Below are 20895 nucleotides of genomic sequence, written 5' to 3'. Positions count from 1 at the left end.
TTCATTCACCCACCCCCTTGGCCGCACCACGGGATCCGTGCTGAGATTCGCCCAGGCTTCCTGTTTCCAGCTCGATGGCGCGCTCGGGGAGGGCAATGTGGCGGATACCGCCATGTCAGGGTCCGCGGATGCCGCGGATTCCGTTAGTTCCGCCGATCCGGTATCGCTCGCGGTACCAGCACCGGCACCCGCACCGGAAGTACCGGCAGCCAGAACGGTCGAGGGGGACGATCCCCTCGACCGTGCCGTTTGGCGGCTGCGTTCCCGTGGTTGTTGGGACGACGCGGCCGCACTCCTGGAACCACACTCCGCCCACCACGCCCCGGCCGCGCTGCGGCGGGCCGCGCTCCTGGTGGAGCGCTGCATGTTCACCGCCACCGGCTGGGCCGAGGCGGAGGACGCGCTGCGCGCCGCCGAGGCGCTGGCCGGCGACGACGACGAACGGGGCGGGGCGGCCTGCGAACGCGGCCATCTCGCCTACGCGGCAACGGTGTTGGGCGTACGGGACCGCGCCGACGAGGCCCGTTCGGCGCTCGGCCGGGCGGCCGCACTGCTCGCCCCGACCGCGGCCGGCCGCCCGCTGCTGGACTTCCGGCGTGGGCTCATGGCCGAACACGTCGCGGACAGCCCGGACGCGGCCCGCGCCGCGTACCGCCGCGCGCACGCCGGCGCCACCGCCCAGTGCGACACCCTGCTGCTGTCCTTCACCTGGCGCCATCTGGCCGGACTCGCCCTGAGGGACGGGGAGTTGGCGGAGGCCCGGCACGGGTTCGCCGAGTCCCTGCGGATCCGCGAGGAACTGGGCTTCCTCGTCGGTACGGCCCCGGCGCTCGCGGCGCTGGCCGACGCCGCCCCGGAGGACGACGCGGACCGGCTCCGCGCCGAGGCCGCCCGCCTCTTCCGCCTCATGGGCGGCGTCCCCACCTGGCTCGCCGACCACCTCTCGACAACTACGGCAGCCACGTAACCCACCCACACCCAGCAACATCCCGGCCCCCCGGGGCGGGTCCCGAACAGCCCGGGGCGGGCCCGGAAACGCCCCGGGCTCCCCACGAGCCGCCGGCTCCCTCACTCCGCCCCCGCCCCCGCCCCATCCCCCACCCGTCCAGGGCATGTCAAGACCTCGTCCTCAGCCATGCCGGGATTCGCCGCGATTGGCCGGAACGGTTCTGTCCTGGCGGCGGATCGGCCGGGGCGCGATGGTCGGCGGGTGGCGGGCTGCGGCGGCCCGGGCGGCGAACCATGAGGTGGGCGACGCGTACCGGTCGCGCGGGCGGTGGGGATGCGGAGTGCCCCGCCTGCCCCGAGAATGGCCTCAAGTCGCACTGTGAGCGGGCGATGCGGCCTGGATGCTGGTCCAGGACCAGCTGGGCCCCCTCCCCAACGACAGAGCCCACCAGGAGGCCATCTGTGGCAGCAGGAGTGACCAACACGACCGCTGGAACCGACTGGGGCAAGGCGGATTTCGAGGCGATCTACAACTGCCCTGATCCCCGTCGGTACTTCACCACGCTGCAACCCCTGGAATATCAGATTCCGCACCACGGCCAGGCGGTGTTCCGCGCGCTGACCGAGAACCTGCGACGGCGCCGCGGCGACCGCCCCCCGCTGAGCGTCGTGGACCTGTGCTGCTCGTACGGGGTGAACGCGGCGCTGCTCAACCACCGGCTGTCCCTGACCGACCTCTACGCGCGCTATGCGGGAGACCGCCCGGACGGTCCGACGACCGGCCAACTGACCGAGGAGGACCGCACGTTCTACGCCACCCGGCGGCGCGCCGAAGCCGTGCGGATGACCGGCATCGACGCGGCGGAGCGGGCCGTGGGGTATGCCCGCGCGGTGGGCCTGCTCGACCACGGGTTCGCGGAGAACCTGGAGCTCGACGAGCCGAGCCCGGAGCTGCGCGCCGTACTGGCCGGCACCGATCTGATCACCGTCACCGGCGGTGTCGGCTACATCTCCGCCCGGACCTTCGGCAGGCTCTTCGATTGCGTGAGCCGGCCGCCCTGGGTCGCCGCGTTCGTCCTGCGGACGGTCTCCTACCGGCCGGTGTCCGCGCTGCTCGCCCGGGCCGGGCTGGTGACCGAGCAGCTCACCACCCGTACGTTCCGCCAGCGGCAGTTCGCCGACGCCGACGAGCGGCGCGCGGCGTTCGAGGCACTGGCCCGGCGTGGTCTGTCCATCGCCGGCAAGGAGTCCGACGGCTTCTACCACGCCGACTTCTACCTCTCCCGGCCGGCCGCCGAGGTCGCAGAACTCCCGCTGACGGAGCTGCTGCCGGGCTGACTCGACCGGACCGGGCAGTACGGGCGACCGGGCCGGGCGGACGGACCGGCGGACCGGCGGACCGGAATGGGGATGCCGCCCCCAATGGGGATGCCGCCCCTCCATGCGGATGCCCCCCAATGCGGATGCCGCCCCTCAGTGCGGATGCCGAGCCACCGACACGTGCTCTCGGGCTATCCGCTCGGCGACCGCGTACTCCTGGGCGATCAGGGCGTCGAGCAGGGCGGTGTGCTCGGAGGCGTCGGCCAGTAGCTCTGCCGTACGCAGTCGGGTGCCGCCGGCCGCCGACCACTGGGCGCGGCGGAGGAGGTCGCCGGTGACCTCGGTGAGCCGGCGGTTGCCGGTGAGCGACATCACGGCCTGGTGGAAGGCGTGGTCGGCCTCGGCGTAGCCGGCCCGGTCGCCGCGGGCGGCGGCCGCGACGCCCGCGGCGGCCAGCGGGCGCAGCTCCTCCCAGCGCTCCGGGGGCAGCGCCCGGGCCAGTCGGACGATCGCGGGCACCTCCAGCATGGTGCGGACCTCGGCCAGCTCGGCGAGGTCGCGGGAGCTGCGTTGGGCGATCCGGAAACCGCGGTTGGGCACGACCTCGACGGCGCCCTCGCCGGCGAGCTGCTGCATGGCCTCCCGGACCGGGGTCGCGGAGACTCCGTAGCGCTCGGCGAGCGCCGGGCCGGAGTAGACCTCGCCGGGGGCCAGCTCCCCGTCGACGAGGGCCCGGCGCAGCGCGGCCAGCACCTGGGCGCGGACCGAATGCCGCCGGGGCGCGGCGGGACCGGGCTGCGCGGGCACCCAGGCCCGTGCGCGCGGCTGCTGCTCCGCTGTGCCCTCCATGGCGGCTTCTTCTGACATTCCCAGCACGATAGGCGGCCTTGGCGATAGTTCAAATCCGGAAGGAGGCGGAACGGCCGGCCACGGCCCTCGTACAGGTGGCGCAGGACTGGCTCGCGACGGGCCCGGGTAAGGTGTCGGATAAGGTAAGCCTTACCTCCCCAACGCTCGCGATTCGGTGGTCACCCCCATGGCTTCTGCCCTCGCCGCCCCGCCCGTCACGCACCCCGTCGCCGAGTCCTACGCGCGCCTCTCCGAGGTGTTCCCCGGCCTGCGGGTCTCCCTGTGGGACACGGCGCCGCCGACCGGGGACGGCTGGGTGTGCGCGGCCGGGCTCGCGGCCGGCGGTGAGGCCCTGGAGTCCTTCCTGGCCTGGGACGACGCCCAGATCCGGCGGGATTACGGGCAGACCGCCCGGCCCGATGTCGTCGCGAGTTTTGCGCTGCACCGCTATGCCTGGCCGGCCTGCCTGCTGATCACCATCCCGTGGTTCCTGCACCGCCGGGTGCCGTACCTGCCCGTGCAGGATGTCTGCTTCCAGCGGGAGCTGGGCCGGATGGCGGTGCGCATCGGCTCGTTCGGGTGCCTTCCGGACGACCCGGCGGCGGCCCTGCCCGGTGCCCGGGTGGTGCCGGACGAGGAGGCGCTGCGGGCGGAGGTGCGGACGGCGGTGGCCGGGCATCTGGCGCCCGTCCTGGAGGGCTTCCGGGGCCGGATGCGGCGCGGCCCGCGGGCGCTGTGGGGCATGGCGTCCGACGAGATCGTCGAGGGGCTGTGGTACCTCGGGCACCTGCTGGGCGAGGAACCGCGCGCGGTGGCGGAGCTGGCGCGGCTGCTGCCGGGCGCCACCGCCCCGTACGTGGGCGGCGCCGGTTTCCGTACGCTGACCGGTCCGGACGGGGCGGCGCTGCAGACCCGGGACCGGGCCAGCTGCTGCATGTTCTACACGCTGCGTCCTGAGGACACCTGCATCACCTGTCCGCGCACCTGCGACGCGGATCGCCTCACCCGTCTCACCGCAACCAGCTGACCCCCACACCACCCGATCGGGTCGCCGAATTCGAACTCAACAGGCCGTGCGCATACGGCAGTTCGAGGGTGGCGTCCGCTATTTGCCGGTCCTTCCCCTCCTTGGCGTTCTCTTGCTCCGAAAGCCCTTGGGGGACGGGCGGATTCCGCCAGGATGTCGCGCGAAATCGCGTATCCGAGGCAAGGGGTCCCCACAATGAGAATGACCGACATATCGCTGAATTGGCTGGTTCCCGGTGTCCTGTCGCTGGGGGCCGTGATGGGCGCCGCGGTGCTGGTGGTGCGCGGCCGCCGGACGGCCGCGCAGTCGGGCAGCGATGACTCCTGGGAACGCAGCGAGGAGCGCCGCCGCCGCAAGGAGGCCGTCTTCGCCTCCGCCTCCTATCTCCTGCTCTTCTGCTGTGCCGCGGTCGCCGCCGCGCTGTCCTTCCACGGGCTGGTCGGTTTCGGCGTGCAGAACCTCGGCCTCACCGACGGCTGGGAGTACCTGGTGCCGTTCGGGCTCGACGGCGCGGCGATGTTCTGCTCGGTGCTCGCCGTGCGCGAGGCCAGTCACGGCGACGCGGCGCTGGGCTCGCGCATGCTGGTGTGGACCTTCGCGGGCGCCGCGGCGTGGTTCAACTGGGTGCACGCGCCGCGCGGCCTGGACCACGCCGGCGCCCCGCAGTTCTTCGCCGGGATGTCCCTGTCGGCCGCGGTGCTCTTCGACCGCGCGCTGAAGCAGACCCGCCGGGCGGCGCTGCGGGAGCAGGGGCTGGTGCCCCGGCCGCTGCCGCAGATCCGGATCGTGCGCTGGCTGCGCGCGCCCCGCGAGACCTTCGCGGCCTGGTCGCTGATGCTGCTGGAGGGCGTACGGACGCTGGACGAGGCCGTCGAGGAGGTCCGCGAGGACCGGCGGGAGCGGGAGCAGAACCGCTTGCGCCGCCGCGAGCAGGGCAAACTCGACCGGGCCCGGATCAAGGCGATCAACCGCCAGCACCGCGGCTGGGGCATCGGCCGGGGCGCCGGCCGGCAGCTGGCGGTCACGCCCGCCGGCGCGGAGGTGGCCGGTCCGGACTCCGCCATAGCGGGCGATCCGCCACCCCTGCCCGCCGTAGAGCTGCCGGTGCGCTCCCGCCCGGCCCTCAAGGCCGTGTCCGGCGCTGACCCCGACGCGGTCACCGCCACGGATACCGCCGATCCCGCGGCCCGGCCCCGGCGGGCCGTGGACCTCACCGCGGAGGACGACACCCAGACGCTGCCCCGTCTGGACTCCCTGGAGGAGAAACTCGCCGAGATCGAACGGCAATTCGGCTGACCGGCGGCGGACCGCGCCGACCGACACCCCCGACTCCTGGTCAGGCCGGTCCGCCGCCCAGCTCGAACCAGACGCATTTGCCGAATCCCTCGCTGCGTATCCCCCATGCGTCGGCCAGGGCGCGCACCAGCATCAGCCCCCGGCCCGACGTCCCGTCCGCGGTCGCCGCACGCACCTCCGGGCGCCCGGGAGCACAGTCCCGCACCTCGACCCGCAGCCGGTCGCCGACGCTCGCAGTGACGACCGCGTCGCCCCCGGCGTGGACCAGGGCGTTGGTGACCAGTTCACTGGTGAGCAGCGTGGCGACCTCCGCGAGTTCGCCGCCACCGGGGGCCGCCCACCGGCTGAGTAATTGCCGCAGCTCCCTGCGGACCTCGCCGACAGCGCGCAGATCGGCCCGGCGCACCTTCCGCTCCAGCACGCCCGGCGCCCGCGCCGCACCCCCCGCGTCCTGCTCGGTCGTCGTCTGTCGTCTTTCCCGTTCCGCGCGCCGCACAGGCTGACGCATGCTCTCCCCCGCCCCCCACGGACCTCGGCGTCCGGTCTCGAACAGCCTCACGCTCAGCATGCCCATCGGGACAGTCGCCATGCTTCCGTCCGCTTCCGCTTCGGGGCGCGCGGTCGCCCGCGCGCCGGGTGGGCGAGCGGGCCGCACCGGGTATGCCTCTCGGGTGGGGCCGGACGAGCGGGAGGAGCCGCCGTGCACGACGACCGACTGCTGGTGGAGGGGCGCCTGGCACGGGCGCTGGAGCAGTTCATCCGGCCCGCGGTGTACGCGGCGCGGGTGCCGCTGCGGGTGGCCGTGTGGCACGCGCCGGGCGAACCGCGGCCGGTGGCGGAGGCGCTGAGGGCGGAGTACGTGCCGTTCGCGGTGGGCGAGGCGTGGGGGCCGCCGTGGTCGACGAGCTGGTTCCGGCTGGCGGGTGAGGTGCCCGAGGGGTGGGCGGGGCGGCGGGTGGAGGCCGTGATCGATCCCGGGTTCAGCGGCGACGGCCCCGGTTTCCAGGCGGAGGGCCTGGTGTACGACGCCGAGGGCGTACCGCTGAAGGGGATCCATCCGCGCAACCGGCACGTCCCCGTCGGGGCGCCGGCCCGCGGCGGTGAGGAGGTGCGGCTGCTGCTGGAGGCCGCCGCGAACCCGGCGGTGCTGCGGGATTTCCGCCCCACCGACCTCGGCGACGTCCGCACCGCGCCGGACCGTCCGCTGTACCGCTTCGCCTCGGCGGACCTGGCGGTCCTCGACGAGACCGTCTGGCACCTCGTGCTCGACATCGAGGTGCTGGCCGAGCTGATGCCACAGCTGCCGGCCGACCGCCCGCGCCGGCACGAGATCCTGCGGGCGCTGGAGGACATGCTGGACGCGCTGGACCTGCACGACGTGGCGGGCACCGCGGAGGACGGGCGGGCCGCGCTGGCCGGGGTCCTCCGCCGGCCGGCCGCGGCCAGCGCCCACCGGCTCTCGGCCACCGGGCACGCCCACATCGACTCCGCCTGGCTGTGGCCGCTGCGGGAGACCGTCCGCAAGGCGTCCCGCACCTTCGCCAATGTCACCCAACTCGCTGGCGAATACCCGGAGTTGGTGTTCGCCTGTTCGCAGGCGCAGCAGTACGCCTGGGTCAAGGAGCACCAGCCGCACGTCTGGGAGCGCATCAAGGAGGCGGTGCGCAACGGCACCTGGGCGCCGGTCGGTTCGATGTGGGTGGAGTCGGACGCCAACATGCCCGGCGGCGAGGCGCTGGCCCGGCAGCTGGTGCACGGCAAGCGGTTCTTCCTGGAGGAGCTGGGGGTGGAGACCGAGGAGATCTGGCTGCCGGACTCCTTCGGCTACACCGCGGCCTTCCCGCAGCTGGCCCGGCTCGCCGGCGCACGGTGGTTCCTGACCCAGAAGCTGTCCTGGAACCAGACCGACCGGATGCCGCACCACACCTTCTGGTGGGAGGGCATCGACGGCACCCGCGTCTTCACCCACTTCCCGCCGGTCGACACCTACAACTCGCGGCTGCACGGTGCCGAACTCGCCCATGCCGAACGGAACTTCGCGGAGAAGGGCCGGGCCACCCGCTCCCTGGTCCCGTTCGGCTGGGGTGACGGCGGGGGCGGCCCGACCCGCGAGATGCTGGAGCGGGCCCGCCGGCTGCGCTCCCTGGAGGGCTCCCCGCGGGTGGAGATCGAACCGCCGGCACGGTTCTTCGCGGCGGCCCACGAGGAGTACGGGGCGACCGCGCCGGTCTGGTCGGGCGAGCTGTACCTGGAGTACCACCGGGGCACGTACACCTCGCAGGCCAAGACCAAACAGGGCAACCGACGCAGTGAACACCTGCTGCGCGAGGCGGAGTTGTGGGCGGCGACGGCGGCGGTCCGGGCGGCCGCCGCCGGGGGTGGGCAGGCCGGGTACGGGTATCCGTACGAGGCGCTGGACCGGATCTGGAAGACCGTGCTGCTGCACCAGTTCCACGACATCCTGCCGGGTTCGTCGATCGCCTGGGTGCACCGGGAGGCCCGGGACACCTACGCGGCGGTCGAGGCGGAGCTGACCGGCATCATCGAGGAGGCGCTCGCCGCGCTGGGCCGGGCGGCGGACGGCGCGCCGCCCACGGTGTTCAACGCCTCGCCGTACGACCGGGACGAGATCGTCGAGCTGCCGGGAGACGGGGACGGCGGGGGTTCGGCCGTCGCGGTGCACGTCCCCGCGCTGGGTGCGGCGGCCGTCCGCCCGCCCGGGCCGGGCTCTCCCGTTCCGCCGCCCGCGCCCGTCCGGGCCACCACCGGCGACGACGGCACCCTCACCCTCGACAACGGGCTGCTCCGGGTCCGTCTCGACACCGACGGCCTGCTGGCCTCGGTCCGCGATCTGCACGCCGGCCGGGAGGTGCTGGCGCCCGGCGCCCGGGGCAATCTGCTCCAGCTGCACCCCGACCACCCGACCAAGTACGACGCCTGGGACCTCGACCGGCACTACCGCCACCGGCACACCGATCTGACCGCCGCCGACTCCGTCGAGCTGCTCGCCTCCGGGCCGCTGACCGCGACCGTGCGGGTGACCAGGTCGTTCGGCGCGTCCCGGGTCGTCCAGGAGCTGACGCTGCGGGCCGGTGCGCACCGCCTCGACGTGCTCACCGACATCGACTGGCACGAGTCGGAGAAGGTCCTCAAGGCCGCCTTCCCGCTGGACGTGCACGCCGAACGGTCCACCGCCGAGATCCAGTTCGGGCACGTCCACCGGCCCACCCACACCAACACCAGCTGGGACGCGGCCCGTTTCGAGATCTGCGCGCACCGCTGGCTGCGGGTGGCCGAGCCGGGTTACGGCGTCGCGCTGCTCAACGACTCCACCTACGGCCACGACGTCACCCGCGTCCCGCACGCCGAGGGCCTGGGCACGACCGTGCGGCTGACCCTGCTGCGCGCTCCGCACAGCCCCGACCCGGCGACCGACCAGGGCAGCCACCGGTTCCGCTACGCCCTGCTGCCCGGCGCCACGACCGGCGCCGCGGTCGCCGAGGGCCTCGCCCTCAACCTCCCCCTCCGGACCGCCGCCGCGCCGCCGGTGCCGCCGCTGGTCCGCGTGGACCACCCGGCGCTGACCGTCGAGTCGGTCAAGCTCGCCGAGGACCGCAGCGGCGACGTGGTGGTCCGGCTCTACGAGTCCCGGGGCGGCCGCGCCACCGGCACCCTCTCGCCCGGTTTCCCGGTCGAACGGGCCACCGTGACCGACCTGTTGGAACGTCCGCTGCACGACGAGGAGGAGGGGCCGACCGCGGAACTGACGCTGGAGCTGCGCCCGTTCCAGATCCTGACGCTGCGGCTCCGGCCCCAGCACCCGGCCGGGTGACCGTGCACCCGCCGCGGCTCACACCCGGGGGATGTTCCGCAGGTTGGAGCGGGCCATCTGGAGCATCCGGCCGACCCCGCCGTCCAGCACCATCTTGCCGGCCGACAGCGCGAAGCCGGAGACCATCTCCGCGCTGATCTTCGGCGGGATGGACAGCGCGTGCGGATCGGTGACGACGTCGACCAGCGCGGGCCCGTCGTGCTTGAAGGCCTCGCGCAGCGCCCCGCGCAGCTGCTTGGGCTTCTCCACCCGGACCCCGTACACCCCGGCCGCGCGGGCGATCGCCGCGAAGTCCGGGTTGTGGTTGGTGGTGCCGTACGACGGCAGGCCGGAGACCATCATCTCCAGTTCGACCATGCCCAGCGAGGAGTTGTTGAACAGCACCACCTTCACCGGCAGGTCGTACTGGACCAGGGTGAGGAAGTCGCCCATCAGCATGGCGAATCCGCCGTCGCCCGACATCGAGACGACCTGGCGGCGGCGGTCGAGGAACTGGGCGCCGATCGCCTGCGGCAGCGCGTTGGCCATGGAACCGTGGCTGAAGGAGCCGATGACCCGGCGGCGGCCGTTGGGGGTGAGGTAGCGCGCCGCCCAGACGTTGCACATCCCGGTGTCGACCGTGAAGATCGCGTCGTCGGCGGCCTCCTCGTCGAGCACCGAGGCGACGAACTCGGGGTGGATCGGTACGTGCTTCTCCACCTTCCTCGTGTACGCCTTGACCACGCCCTCCAGCGCGTCCGCGTGCTTCTTCAGCATCCGGTCGAGGAACCTGCGGTCCGTCTTCTCCCTGACCTTGGGGAGGAGACAGCGCAGCGTTTCGCGGACGTCGCCCCAGACGGCGAGGTCGAGCTTGGTGCGGCGGCCCAGGTGTTCGGGCCGGACGTCGACCTGGACGATCTTGACGTCGTCGGGCAGGAACGCGTTGTAGGGGAAGTCCGTGCCGAGCAGGAGCAGCAGATCGCACTCGTGGGTCGCCTCGTAGGCCGCGCCGTAGCCGAGCAGTCCGCTCATGCCGACGTCGTAGGGGTTGTCGTACTGGATCCATTCCTTGCCGCGCAGGGCGTGACCCACCGGGGCCTTGACCCGCTCGGCGAACTCCATCACCTCGGCGTGCGCACCGGCCGTGCCGCTGCCGCAGAAGAGCGTGACCTTGCGGGCGTCGTCGACCATCCGGGCCAGCGCGTCGATCTCGTCGTCCCCGGGCCGCGCCAGGGGCCGGGTGGTGACCAGCGCGTGCTGGAAGGCGCGCTCGGGCGCCGGCTCGGCGGCGATGTCCCCGGGCAGGGAAACCACCGCGACACCGCTCTGTCCGACGGCGTGCTGGATGGCGGTCTGCAGTACCCGGGGCATCTGCTTGGTGCTGGAGATCAGCTCGCTGTAGTGGCTGCACTCGGCGAAGAGCCGGTCGGGGTGGGTCTCCTGGAAGAACGTGGTGCCGATCTCGCTGGAGGGGATGTGCGAGGCCAGCGCGAGGACCGGGGCCATGGAACGGTGCGCGTCGAAGAGGCCGTTGATGAGGTGCAGATTGCCCGGTCCGCACGAACCGGCGCAGGCCGCGAGCTTGCCGGTGAGCTGCGCCTCCGCCCCGGCGGCGAAGGCCGCGGCCTCCTCGTGCCGGACCTGGATCCAGTCGATGGCGGAGTTCCGGCGGACCGCGTCCACCACCGGGTTGAGGCTGTCGCCGACGACACCGTAGAGGCGCCGCACCCCCGCCCGCACCAGGATGTCCACGAACTGCTCGGCCACGGTCTGCTTCGCCATGTCGCTGTCGCTCCCAGGGTCGGAAGGGGGGCCGGGGTACGAGGGCCTGCTCCCATGAACCCATGCGGGAGGGCGGTGCGCCTCCGCTGTCCGCCGTCTGCCCGGCGGGCCGCGGGCGGGTGTTGGGCCGGTCGGGTGCCGGCGGCAGGCGGCGCCGTCCGCACGGTCGCGGTCGGCCGGCAAGCGCTTCCGGGCCGGGTCCGGCAGTCTGGGGCCATGAGCGCGTGGCAGCTGGGCGCGGTCGGCCTGGTGATGCTGCTCGGGCTGATCGGGGTGCTGGTACCCGGAATCCCCGGGCCGCTGATCGTGTGGGCGGGCGTGCTGTGGTGGGCGGCGACGGAGAAGTCCGGCCCGGCCTGGGCGGTGCTGATGGGCGCCACCGCCCTGCTGTTGCTCAATCAGGCGCTGAAGTGGCTGCTGCCGGTGCGCGATCTGCGGGCCGCGGGTGCGCCGTACCGGACCCTGTTCCTGGCCGGGGCGGCCGGCATCGTCGGCTTCTTCGTGCTGCCGGTGATCGGCGCCGTGGTGGGCGCGGTCGGCGGCCTCTACCTGCTGGAACGCGTGCGGCTCGGTGGCCGCGGCGACGCCTGGGCCTCGACCCGCACGGTGATGCGCACCCTCGGTCTGAGCGTGCTGGTCGAACTGTTCGCCTGCTTGCTGGTGGTCGGCGGCTGGGCAGGGACGGTGGTCGCGACCTGAGCCGACCCGCCCGCCATCTCGCCCGGTGGGAGCAGCCCCGCCCGCCACAGATGGTGCAGGGCGTACGCGCCCCAGGGCCGCCAGGACCCCGCTTCCCGCTCCGCCCCGTCCGTGTCCCCGGCCCGCTCGCCCACGTCGGGGGCGCCCACGTCCGGGTCGCCCAGCGCCCGCATCCTGATGTACGCGGCGGTGCGCGGCCCGACGCCGGGCAGCGCGGCCAGCGCCCGCTCGGCGGCGGCCCGGTCGGTGCCGGCGTCCAGCAGGACCGTGCCGTCGGCGAGCGCGGTGCACAGCGCACGCACCGGCCCGGGGACGTCCGCACCGGTCAGTTCCGCGGGCGCCGGGAAGAGGTGGGTCAGCCCGCCGTCCGCGGCGTCCAGCGGCTTGCCGTGGGCCCGCACCAGCTCGGCGGCGCGCTCCGGCGGCCCGCCGAGCACGATCCGCACGGCCATTTCCTCCGGGTCCGCCGCGCCCGGCGAGCGCAGGCCCGGGCGCTCGGCCACCAACGGGGCGAGCAGCGGGTCGGCGCCGAGCCGCTCGGCGACGGCGTACGGGTCGGCGTCCAGGTCGAAGAGCCGGCGCAGCCGCTGCACGGCCGTGGACAGGTCCCGCAGGTCGGTCAGGAGCAGCCGGCACTCCAGCCAGCCGCCGTCCCCGCCGCGGGACGCCGGGCACACCCGGCCGGCGGGCGGCCGAGGCCGCCGGCGCGGCCCCGCGGGCGGCTCCTCGACCTCGGCGATCCCGCTGCCGTAGGTGAGTCGCAGGGTGCGGCGGTAGGTGCGCGCGCCGGGCCCGCCGCGTACCTCCTCCACGCCCGGGACCGCCCGCTCCGCCAGGAAGTCGAAGATCTCCGCGGCCGCGTACGGGCCCCGGTGGGCCAGCCGCAGCGGAATCCCGCCGGCCGCCGAGCCGGCGCCGGCGCTCGGGGCGGGCCGGGCTCGCGTGGTCGTGCCGCCGCCGCGTCCGCGCCCGCCCACCGCCGCGGCCCGCAGCTCGCTCGGCGTACCGGCGTAGATCTCCCGCATGGTGTCGTTGAACTGTCTGATGCTGGCGAACCCGGCGGCGAAGGCCAGCTCGGTCACCGGGAGCGCCGTGGTCTGCAGCAGCACCCGTGCGGTGTGTGCCCGGCGGGCCCGGGCCAGCGCGACCGGTCCGGCGCCCAGCTCCGCGGTCAGCTGCCGCTGCACCTGGCGGGCGCTGTAGCCCAGCCGCTGCGCCAGCCCGGCGACGCCCTCCCGGTCGACCACGCCGTCACCGATGAACCGCATGGCCCGGCCCACCAGGTCGGCGCGCACGTTCCAGTCGGCCGAGCCGGGCGCGGCGTCCGGCCGGCACCGCCGGCAGGCCCGGAAGCCGGCGGCCTGGGCGGCCGCGGCCGACGGGAAGAACCGCACGTTCACCCGCTTGGGAGTGACCGCCGGGCAGCTCGGCCGGCAGTAGATACCGGTCGTCACCACCGCGAAGAAGAACTCCCCGTCGAACCGTGCGTCCCGGCTGGACACCGCTTCGTACCTGGTCTCGTCGTCCATCACCCCTCCAGTCTGCGCCCGGCAGGACGCCTCGACCGGCGGATTTCGGACCTGACGTTTCCGGGACCGGGAGGCGCCGCGGCCCTGGCACCGGCTCCCCGGGCCCCGGCTCACCTCACCTGCTCTGCTTCTCGATCTCAGCTCACCGTTCCGATCCCCTCTTCCGCTCCATCATGTGCCGGCCCAGCGCCTGCTTCTGCTTCCAGTCCCGCCGGAGCTCGGCCCGCAGCCGGGCGTCCGTCTTGGCGACGATGCGCTGGTTCTCCCGCAGCAGCTTCCGGTAGCTCTCCAGCCGGCGTTCCGCCAACTCACCGTTCTCCACGGCGGCTTGGACCGCACAGCCCGGCTCGGTCTCATGTGCGCAGTCGTGGAAGCGGCACTCCTCGGCCAGCGCCTCGACGTCCGAGAACGTCCGGGACAGGCCGCCCTCGGCGTCCCACATCCCGACCCCGCGCAGCCCGGGCGTATCGATCAGCACGCCACCGCCGGGCAGCGCGAGCAGGTCGCGGGTGGTCGTGGTGTGCCGTCCCTTGCCGTCCCGGTCCCGGATGGCCTGTACGGTCTGCACGCTCGCCCCGACCAGCGCGTTCGCCAGTGAGGACTTGCCCGCGCCGGACTGCCCCAGGAGCACCGAGGTGCCCCCGGCCAGTACGGCGGCCAGTACGTCGAGCCCCTCACCGGTCAGCGAGCTGACGGCCAGCACCTGCACCCCGGGGGCGGCCGATTCGGCGTCCGCCACCAGATGCGCGAGCCCGCGCCCGTCCCCGGCCAGGTCGGCCTTGGTCAGCGCCACGAGGGGCTGACCGCCGCTCTCCCAGGCCAGCGAGACGAACCGTTCGATCCGCCCGAGGTCCAGCGCATCGGCCAGCGAGACCGCGATCACCGCGTGATCGACGTTCGCCGCCAGGATCTGCCCCTCGGAACGCTTCGACGAGGTGGACCGCACGAACGACGTCCGCCGCGGCAGCAACGCCCGCAGGACGCCGTCCACATGGTCACCGGCCCGCCCGTTCTCCAGATCGATGACGGCCCAGTCGCCCGTGCACGGCACCCGCATCGGATCACCGGTCGCCACCAGCGCGGTGTCCGCCAGCACGGTACGGACGCCGTCGCCGTCGGGCACGACGGCGTCCACGCGTCCGCGATCCACACGGACGACACGGCCGGGCACGAACCCCTGCCCGGCGAAGGGGGTGAAACTCTCCGCGAACCCGTCGTCCCAGCCGTAGGCCGTCAACGGATGCGCAGCAGAAAGATCGAGGTCGAACAACGCAAGGACCCTTCAGGGAAAGCGGCCCCCGGCCCACGTCGCAGCGCGCACAGGCACCCGTGCGCAGCAGCAGGAAGAGCGGAAGTGACGTCGAGTCAGCCGGAGACCATGGAAGTGAACGTGATGAACTCCTGGATGCGGGCAGCGCCCTTCGCAACGACAGCCATCGGTATTCACCTCCCGGATTCCTCAACGGCCGACAGGGAAAGCGGCCTGGGACCGCCCTCCGGAACCCGCTCACCGTAAACCGGCCCGCTCCGCGGCGCCACTGTTTTTCCGGCGGCGTCCGATTCCCCGTCGATTCCCCGAGTCGATTCCCTGAGCCGATCGCTGGAGCCGGTCCCCTGAGCCGGTTCAGCGAACGGGAGGCGGCACGGGCCGTGCCGCGCCTCGCCCTCGGGCGGGTGCGGCACGGGCCGCCGCCATCGGCAGCTCGCCCCGCCCACACGGGAACAGAATGCTAAATATGGGGCATGAGGGAAAATTTCCGGCGGAACGGTGGCGGGTCGCAGGGCTCGTCGTCGTCCGCCGGGGGCCGCCTCCGGGCGCTGCTGACGGCGCACAGCGTGGCGGGCCAGGTGTTCGTGGTGCAGTTCGCCCTCGTGCTGCTGTTGATCGTCGCCGCCGTGGTGGCGATGGTCCTCCAGGCGCAGAGTGCGGTGATGGACGATGCGCGGCAGCGTTCACTCGTCGAGGCGGAGAGCTTCGCGCACACACCGGGCACCCTCGCCGCCATGAAGTCCACGGATCCGAGCGCGGTGCTGCAGCCCCAGGCGGAGGCGACCCGGAAGGCGACCGGGGTCGACTACATCGTGGCGTTCCGGCCCGACGGGGTCCGCTGGACGCATCCCGACCCCCGGCTGATCGGGAAACGCGTGGCCGGCCCCGGCTTCAAGGAGGCGCTGAAGGGCAAGACGCTCACCGCCACCTTCACCTCCGCCGTGGGGCCCACCGTGGCCACCGTGGTGCCGGTCGAGGACACCGACCGATCGGTGGTGGGGCTGGTGTCCGTGGGGATCCGGGCCGAGCGGGCGAACCAGCGGGTGGAGCACCAACTGCCGCTGCTGCTCGGGTCCGCCGCGGGGGCGCTGCTGCTGGTCGGCGCCGGGGCGGTACTGGTCAACCGCCGGTTGCAGCGGCAGACGCACGGCCTGGACCCGGCCGAGATGCGGCGGATGTACGACCACCACGACGCGGTGCTGCACGCCGTACGGGAGGGCGTGCTGATCATCGACAGTGACGGGCGGCTGGTGCTGGCCAACGACGAGGCGCGGCGGCTGCTCGATCTGCCCGCGGACGCGGACCAGGAACGGCGGCCGCTCGCGGAGCTGGGACTGGAGCCCCGGCTCGGCGCCCTGCTGGCGTCCGGCCGGAAGGCCACCGACGAGGTGTATCTGGCGGGTGACCGGCTGCTCGCGGTCAACGTCCGGCCGACCGCGCCGTTCGGCGGTCCGGCCGGGTCGGCGGTGACGCTGCGGGACACCACCGAACTGCGGGCGCTGGCCGGGCGCGCCGAGGTGGCCCAGGAGCGGCTGAGGCTGATCTACGACGCGGGGCTGCGGATCGGTACGACGCTGGACGTCGGGCGGACCGCGGCGGAGCTGGCCGATGTGGCGGTGCCGCGGTTCGCCGACGTGGTCACCGTCGAACTGCTGGAGCCGGTGCTGCGCGGCGACGAACCGGAGGCCGCGCTGACCACCGAACTGCGGCGGATGGCGGTCCGGGGCGTGCCGGAGGGCTCGGCGATCTACCGGGTCGGGGAGGTGCTGCGGTTCGTGCCCGGTACGCCGATGGCGACGAGCCTGGCGAGTCGCCGGACCGTGCTCGTGCCCGATCTGCGCCGGTCGGAGGAGTGGCGGCGGCAGGACCTGGAGGGCAGCCGGCGGGTGCTGGACGCCCGGATCCGCTCGCTGATCAGCGTGCCGCTGCAGGCACGGGGCGTGGTGCTGGGGGTGGTCAGCTTCTGGCGCTCGGACGACTCCGACGACTTCGAGGACGAGGACCTGACCTTCGCCGAGGAGCTCGCCGCACGGGCCGCGATCTCCATCGACAACGCCCGCCGCTACACCCGCGAGCACACCACGGCCGTCACCCTGCAGCGCAGCCTGCTCCCGCAGGCCCTCCCCGAGCAGTCCGCGCTGGAGGTGGCCCACCGCTACCTGCCCGCGCAGGCGGGGGTCGGCGGCGACTGGTTCGATGTGATCCCGCTGCCCGGCACCCGGGTCGCGCTGGTCGTCGGCGACGTCGTCGGGCACGGGCTGCACGCCGCCGCGACCATGGGCCGGCTGCGCACCGCCGTGCACAACTTCTCCGCCCTCGACCTGCCGCCCGACGAGCTGCTCAACCATCTGGACGAGCTGGTCAGCCATATCGACACGGACGAGGCCCGGGCGGCGGGCCGGCGGCTCGGGGACACGGACGGCGACGCGGTGGCCTGGCCGGGCATCGGCAGCGACACGGAAGGGGTCCGGCCGGACGGCGGCGGGACCGGGATCACCGGCGCCACCTGTCTGTACGCCATCTACGACCCGGTGGCCGGCCGGGCGACCGTGGCCCGGGCGGGGCACCCGGGGCCGGCGCTGGTGCACCCGGACGGGTCCGTCACGTACCCCGACGTGCCGGTCTCGCCGCCGCTGGGGCTGGGGGCGAGCGTGCCCGTGGAGACCGCGGAACTGACGCTGGCGGAGGGTTCGCGGCTGGTGCTGTACACCGACGGGCTGGTGGAGGACCGCGACCGCGACATCGACACGGGGCTGGCGATGCTGCACACCGCCCTGGAGTCCGCTGGCCGGCGGGACCCGGACCAGATCTGCGCGGCGGTCCTCGACGCGATGCTGCCCGAGCACCCCAGCGATGACATCGCCCTGCTGGTGGCCCGTACGCGGCTGCTGGGCCCCTCCCGGGTGGCCGAATGGGACGTGCCCTCCGACCCGGCCGCGGTGGCGCCCATCCGGGCCGCCTGCATGCGGCAGCTGGAGTCGTGGGGGCTTGCGGCGATCGAGTTCACCACCGAGCTGATCCTCAGTGAGCTGATCACCAACGCCATCCGGTACGGCGCCCAGCCCATCCGGGTGCGGCTGCTGCACGACCGCGCGCTGATCTGCGAGGTCTCCGACGGGACCAGCGCCTCGCCGCACCTGCGCCGGGCCGCCACCACCGACGAGGGCGGCCGCGGGCTGTTCCTCGTCGCCCAGTTCGCCCAGCGCTGGGGCACCCGTTACACCCCGGGCGGCAAGGTCATCTGGACCGAGCAGTCCCTCGACGGGCAGCAGGAGGGCGGCCCGGACTCGGCCGAGGACGTCCTCGACCAGTGGGACGACGTACCGGCGCTGTGACCCGGGGGACGGACGGCCCGGCAGGTGCCCGGATGCCCGTCCGTGGGCCCGTGGCTAAGCTCGGTCGGGGGGCCGACGACCCGATCACGGAGGCTCCGATGGTGCTGCTGCCCGACGTGCGTGATGTGGCCCCGCGCCTGGCCACCGGCGCGTTCATCCTGAATGCCGGGCTGACGATGCTGAAGGCCGACCGGGCGACCGCCGAGGGCCTGCACGGAATGGCCTGCACCGCGTACCCCTTCCTGCGGAGGATTCCCGCCGAGCGGTTCACCCGGCTGCTGGCGTGCTCGGAGGTCGCGGTCGGCGGTGCGCTCCTGGCGCCCTTCGTGCCCACCCGGCTGGCCGGGCTGGCGCTGACCGGGTTCTCCGGCGGGCTGGTCGGGATGTACCTGCGCACCCCGGGGATGCACGAGCCGGGCAGCCCGCGGCCGACCGACGAAGGGCTCGCGCTGGCCAAGGACGTCTGGATGCTGGGGACCGGGCTTGGGCTCCTGTCCGCACCGGGCAAGCGGCGGCGCGCCGCCCGGGGCCACCGCTGCGGCCACGGCCACCACCGCTACGGCCACAAGGCGGCACGCCGGCACGTCCGGTGCCGCTGCTGGTGACGTCCCCGGCCCCCGCCCACGGGTGCCGTCGTACGGCCCGCGGCACGGCGGCGCGGCCCGCGCCCGCGAGCGCGGTGAGCAGGCGGACCAGCAGGCCGGCGTGACCGTCCTGCTGCTGACCGGCGGCCTGCTGGCCCACCCCCGCGGTCGCACGGGCCTGCCGCCGGCGTGCGCGCCGGAGCAGAGATGAGACCGCCGTGTCGGGTGCTTTGACGCCGTGTCTACGGGCCGCGGCAGCATATTGACGCGTTCCTGACGCCGGGTTGGCGTACCGGGCGGGCAGAAGTGGCCAGGGTGGCAGAAACGGGCGATAGCCGGTGATGCATACTCGCTCCTCGTTGCCCGAACCGACGACCGATGGATGACAGGACGACCCGCATGAGCACGCGTACCGAGGCGGAGCCCCCGCCTGCCGCCCCGGCCGTCCCCGGCCCGCGGTGGCGCAGCTGGCTGCTGGACGGGCTGAGCAGCCGGACCGCCCGCCACCCCGGGCCGCACGGCACGCCGCCGGCCGAGCACAAGGGGCACCACTGGTGGCGGGTCATGTGCCTCACCGGTGTCGACTACTTCTCGACGCTCGGCTACCAGCCGGGTATCGCCGCGTTGGCGGCCGGGCTGCTCTCGCCGTTCGCCACCCTCGTGCTGATCGCGCTGACCCTGCTCGGTGCCCTGCCGGTGTACCGCAGGGTGGCCAAGGAAAGCCCGAACGGCGAGGGTTCGATCGCCATGCTGGAGCGGCTGCTGCCCTGGTGGGCGGGGAAGCTGCTGGTCCTGGTGCTGCTGGGGTTCGCCGCCACGGACTTCGTCATCACGATGACGTTGTCGGCCGCCGACGCCTCGGCGCACGTGGTGGAGAACCCGTTCGCGCCGTCGGCGTTGCACGGTGCGAACCTGTGGATCACCTTGCTGCTGCTGGCCGCGCTGGGCGCGGTGTTCCTCAAGGGTTTCCGCGAGGCGATCGGCATCGCGGTCGGGCTGGTCGGGCTGTATCTGACGCTGAACGTCGTCGTGCTGTCCACCGCGGCCTGGCATGTGCTGGCGCACCCGGTGGTGGTCGGTGACTGGTGGGGGGCGATGTCCGCCGAGCACTCCTCGCCGCTGGCGATCGTCGGAGTGGCGCTGCTGGTCTTCCCGAAGCTGGCGCTGGGCATGTCCGGCTTCGAGACCGGTGTGGCGGTGATGCCGCAGATCCGCGGTGAGGCCACCGACACCGCGGCCAAACCGGCCGGCCGGATCCGCGGCACCCGCCGGCTGCTGACCACCGCGGCGCTGATCATGAGCGGCTTCCTGCTGCTGTCGAGCCTGGCCACCACCCTGCTGATCCCGCAGAAGGAGTTCGAGTCCGGCGGTTCGGCGAACGGCCGCGCGCTGGCCTATCTGGCGCACGAGTACCTGGGCGAGGCGTTCGGCACGGTCTACGACATCTCCACCATCGCCATCCTCTGGTTCGCCGGGGCCTCGGCGATGGCCGGGCTGCTGAATCTCGTACCGCGTTACCTGCCGCGCTACGGCATGGCCCCGGAGTGGACCCGGGCGGTGCGCCCGCTGGTGCTGATCTTCCTGGCCATCGCCTTCGGCATCACCGTCGTCTTCAACGCCAGCGTCGACGACCAGAGCGGGGCGTACGCGACGGGTGTGCTGGTGCTGATGCTGTCGGCGTCGTTCGCCTCCACCGTCGCGGCCCGGCACCGGCGGCACCGGGCGGCCGCCGTCGGCTTCGGCGCGATCACCCTGGTCTTCGGCTACACCCTGGTCACCAATGTCATCGAGCGGCCGGACGGTCTGAAGATCGCGTTGCTGTTCATCCTCGGGATGCTGCTGACCTCGTTCGCGTCCCGGGTGCACCGCGCCTTCGAACTGCGCGCCGTGCAGGTCGACTTCGACGAGACCGCGACCCGGCTGATCGACACCGCGATCGCGGCCGGACCGCTGCGGGTCATCGCGAACGAGCCGCAGGAGCGGGACGCGCAGGAGTACCGGCAGAAGGAGTACAGCCAGCGCGAGGAGACCCACATACCCGACGGGCGGCCGGTGCTGTTCCTGGAGGTGACGGTCACCGACTCCTCGGACTTCACCGCGAACCTGCATGTGCGGGGCGCGGAGGAGTACGGCGCGCAGATCCTGCGGGTGGAGGGTGCGGGCGTGGCGAACACCATCGCCGCCGTGCTGATGCAGCTGCGCGAGCGCACCGGTGAGGTGCCGCATGCGTACTTCAACTGGACCGAGGGCCATCCGCTGAGCCATCTGCTGCGGTTCCTGGTCTTCGGTGACGGTGAGGTCGCGCCGGTGACCCGCGAGGTCCTGCGCCGCGCCGAGCCGGACCCGCGCCGCCGTCCGCGGGTCCACGTGGGCTAGCGGTCGCCCGAGGAAACGTCTGACGCCCGGCCCTCATGCACCATGGGGCCGGGCGTCTGGCATGACGGC

The 20895-nt window shown here is 73.6% G+C and carries 14 protein-coding genes and 1 pseudogene; 10 read left to right on the top strand and 5 right to left on the bottom strand.

What is annotated here, in order from left to right; translation table 11 throughout:
- Positions 1 to 112: 112 nt before the first annotated feature.
- Both AB0G35_RS19880 and AB0G35_RS19875 read left to right on the top strand, forming a co-directional pair.
- Positions 113 to 967 (top strand): hypothetical protein, encoded by an 855-nt coding sequence (locus AB0G35_RS19880; protein ID WP_360950765.1) that lies wholly within the window; start codon positions 113 to 115, stop codon positions 965 to 967.
- A 455-nt stretch (positions 968 to 1422) separates the two neighbouring features.
- A complete protein-coding gene (locus tag AB0G35_RS19875; RefSeq protein ID WP_360950762.1) occupies positions 1423 to 2286 on the top strand; it encodes a hypothetical protein in 864 nt (287 codons plus the stop codon).
- A gap of 135 nt (positions 2287 to 2421) precedes the next feature.
- Here AB0G35_RS19875 and AB0G35_RS19870 read toward each other — a convergent pair whose 3' ends face one another.
- Positions 2422 to 3117, bottom strand: a complete 696-nt coding sequence (locus AB0G35_RS19870; RefSeq protein ID WP_360950759.1) for a GntR family transcriptional regulator — start codon at positions 3115 to 3117, stop codon at positions 2422 to 2424.
- A 187-nt stretch (positions 3118 to 3304) separates the two neighbouring features.
- Between AB0G35_RS19870 and AB0G35_RS19865 the strand changes: the two genes are divergently transcribed.
- Entirely contained in the window at positions 3305 to 4144 is an 840-nt protein-coding gene (locus AB0G35_RS19865; protein ID WP_360950690.1) for a (2Fe-2S)-binding protein, read from the top strand.
- A 195-nt stretch (positions 4145 to 4339) separates the two neighbouring features.
- Complete coding sequence (locus AB0G35_RS19860; protein ID WP_360950687.1) at positions 4340 to 5440, top strand: DUF2637 domain-containing protein; 1101 nt, start codon at positions 4340 to 4342, stop codon at positions 5438 to 5440.
- A 40-nt stretch (positions 5441 to 5480) separates the two neighbouring features.
- Here AB0G35_RS19860 and AB0G35_RS19855 read toward each other — a convergent pair whose 3' ends face one another.
- A complete protein-coding gene (locus AB0G35_RS19855; protein ID WP_360950684.1) occupies positions 5481 to 5948 on the bottom strand; it encodes an ATP-binding protein in 468 nt (155 codons plus the stop codon).
- Between the two features lie 192 nt (positions 5949 to 6140).
- Between AB0G35_RS19855 and AB0G35_RS19850 the strand changes: the two genes are divergently transcribed.
- The gene (locus AB0G35_RS19850; RefSeq protein ID WP_360950681.1) at positions 6141 to 9272 is read left to right on the top strand and encodes a glycoside hydrolase family 38 C-terminal domain-containing protein; all 3132 of its coding nucleotides are present in this window, start codon (positions 6141 to 6143) and stop codon (positions 9270 to 9272) included.
- 18 nt (positions 9273 to 9290) lie between these two features.
- On the opposite strand, the gene AB0G35_RS19845 is transcribed toward AB0G35_RS19850, so the two are convergent.
- A complete protein-coding gene (locus tag AB0G35_RS19845; RefSeq protein ID WP_360950678.1) occupies positions 9291 to 11033 on the bottom strand; it encodes a pyruvate dehydrogenase in 1743 nt (580 codons plus the stop codon).
- Positions 11034 to 11087: 54 nt separating this feature from the next.
- Here AB0G35_RS19845 and AB0G35_RS19840 point away from each other — a divergent pair.
- Positions 11088 to 11654: pseudogene (locus AB0G35_RS19840) on the top strand (DUF456 domain-containing protein); the annotation flags it as partial.
- On the opposite strand, the gene AB0G35_RS19835 reads toward AB0G35_RS19840, so the two are convergent.
- A complete protein-coding gene (locus AB0G35_RS19835) occupies positions 11579 to 13261 on the bottom strand; it encodes an AlkA N-terminal domain-containing protein (RefSeq protein WP_360950675.1) in 1683 nt (560 codons plus the stop codon). The pseudogene AB0G35_RS19840 and the gene AB0G35_RS19835 overlap by 76 nt on opposite strands.
- Positions 13262 to 13403: 142 nt before the next feature.
- Positions 13404 to 14531, bottom strand: coding sequence for a ribosome small subunit-dependent GTPase A (gene rsgA, locus AB0G35_RS19830; protein WP_360950672.1), 1128 nt, complete (start codon positions 14529 to 14531; stop codon positions 13404 to 13406).
- 473 nt (positions 14532 to 15004) lie between these two features.
- Here rsgA and AB0G35_RS19825 point away from each other — a divergent pair, with 473 nt between their 5' ends.
- The 4 genes from AB0G35_RS19825 (at position 15005) to AB0G35_RS19810 (ending at position 20826) form a co-directional block, all read left to right on the top strand.
- Positions 15005 to 17866: a SpoIIE family protein phosphatase gene (locus AB0G35_RS19825; protein ID WP_360950669.1), complete on the top strand. Its 2862-nt coding sequence runs from the start codon at positions 15005 to 15007 to the stop codon at positions 17864 to 17866.
- 98 nt (positions 17867 to 17964) lie between these two features.
- Complete coding sequence (locus AB0G35_RS19820) at positions 17965 to 18471, top strand: hypothetical protein (protein ID WP_360950756.1); 507 nt, start codon at positions 17965 to 17967, stop codon at positions 18469 to 18471.
- A gap of 22 nt (positions 18472 to 18493) precedes the next feature.
- Positions 18494 to 18661, top strand: coding sequence for a hypothetical protein (locus tag AB0G35_RS19815; RefSeq protein WP_360950666.1), 168 nt, complete (start codon positions 18494 to 18496; stop codon positions 18659 to 18661).
- Positions 18662 to 18849: 188 nt separating this feature from the next.
- Positions 18850 to 20826, top strand: coding sequence for an amino acid transporter (locus AB0G35_RS19810; protein ID WP_360950663.1), 1977 nt, complete (start codon positions 18850 to 18852; stop codon positions 20824 to 20826).
- Positions 20827 to 20895 lie beyond the last annotated feature (69 nt).

Source organism: Streptomyces sp. NPDC021749 (genome assembly GCF_040640655.1).
Classification (GTDB): domain Bacteria; phylum Actinomycetota; class Actinomycetes; order Streptomycetales; family Streptomycetaceae; genus Streptomyces.
The sequence above is the reverse complement of the archived record's forward strand: the minus strand, read 5'-3'. Positions and strand labels throughout refer to the sequence as shown.

Bases quoted from the DNA above. Each gene is read 5' to 3' on its own strand.
- AB0G35_RS19825 (WP_360950669.1), top strand. From the start codon at position 15,005: ATGAGGGAAAATTTCCGGCGGAACGGTGGCGGGTCGCAGGGCTCGTCG.
- AB0G35_RS19820 (WP_360950756.1), top strand. From the start codon at position 17,965: ATGGTGCTGCTGCCCGACGTGCGTGATGTGGCCCCGCGCCTGGCCACC.
- AB0G35_RS19870 (WP_360950759.1), bottom strand. From the start codon at position 3,117: ATGGAGGGCACAGCGGAGCAGCAGCCGCGCGCACGGGCCTGGGTGCCC.
- AB0G35_RS19835 (WP_360950675.1), bottom strand. From the start codon at position 13,261: ATGGACGACGAGACCAGGTACGAAGCGGTGTCCAGCCGGGACGCACGG.
- AB0G35_RS19845 (WP_360950678.1), bottom strand. From the start codon at position 11,033: ATGGCGAAGCAGACCGTGGCCGAGCAGTTCGTGGACATCCTGGTGCGG.
- AB0G35_RS19865 (WP_360950690.1), top strand. From the start codon at position 3,305: ATGGCTTCTGCCCTCGCCGCCCCGCCCGTCACGCACCCCGTCGCCGAG.
- AB0G35_RS19860 (WP_360950687.1), top strand. From the start codon at position 4,340: ATGAGAATGACCGACATATCGCTGAATTGGCTGGTTCCCGGTGTCCTG.
- AB0G35_RS19880 (WP_360950765.1), top strand. From the start codon at position 113: ATGTCAGGGTCCGCGGATGCCGCGGATTCCGTTAGTTCCGCCGATCCG.
- AB0G35_RS19810 (WP_360950663.1), top strand. From the start codon at position 18,850: ATGAGCACGCGTACCGAGGCGGAGCCCCCGCCTGCCGCCCCGGCCGTC.
- AB0G35_RS19855 (WP_360950684.1), bottom strand. From the start codon at position 5,948: ATGCGTCAGCCTGTGCGGCGCGCGGAACGGGAAAGACGACAGACGACG.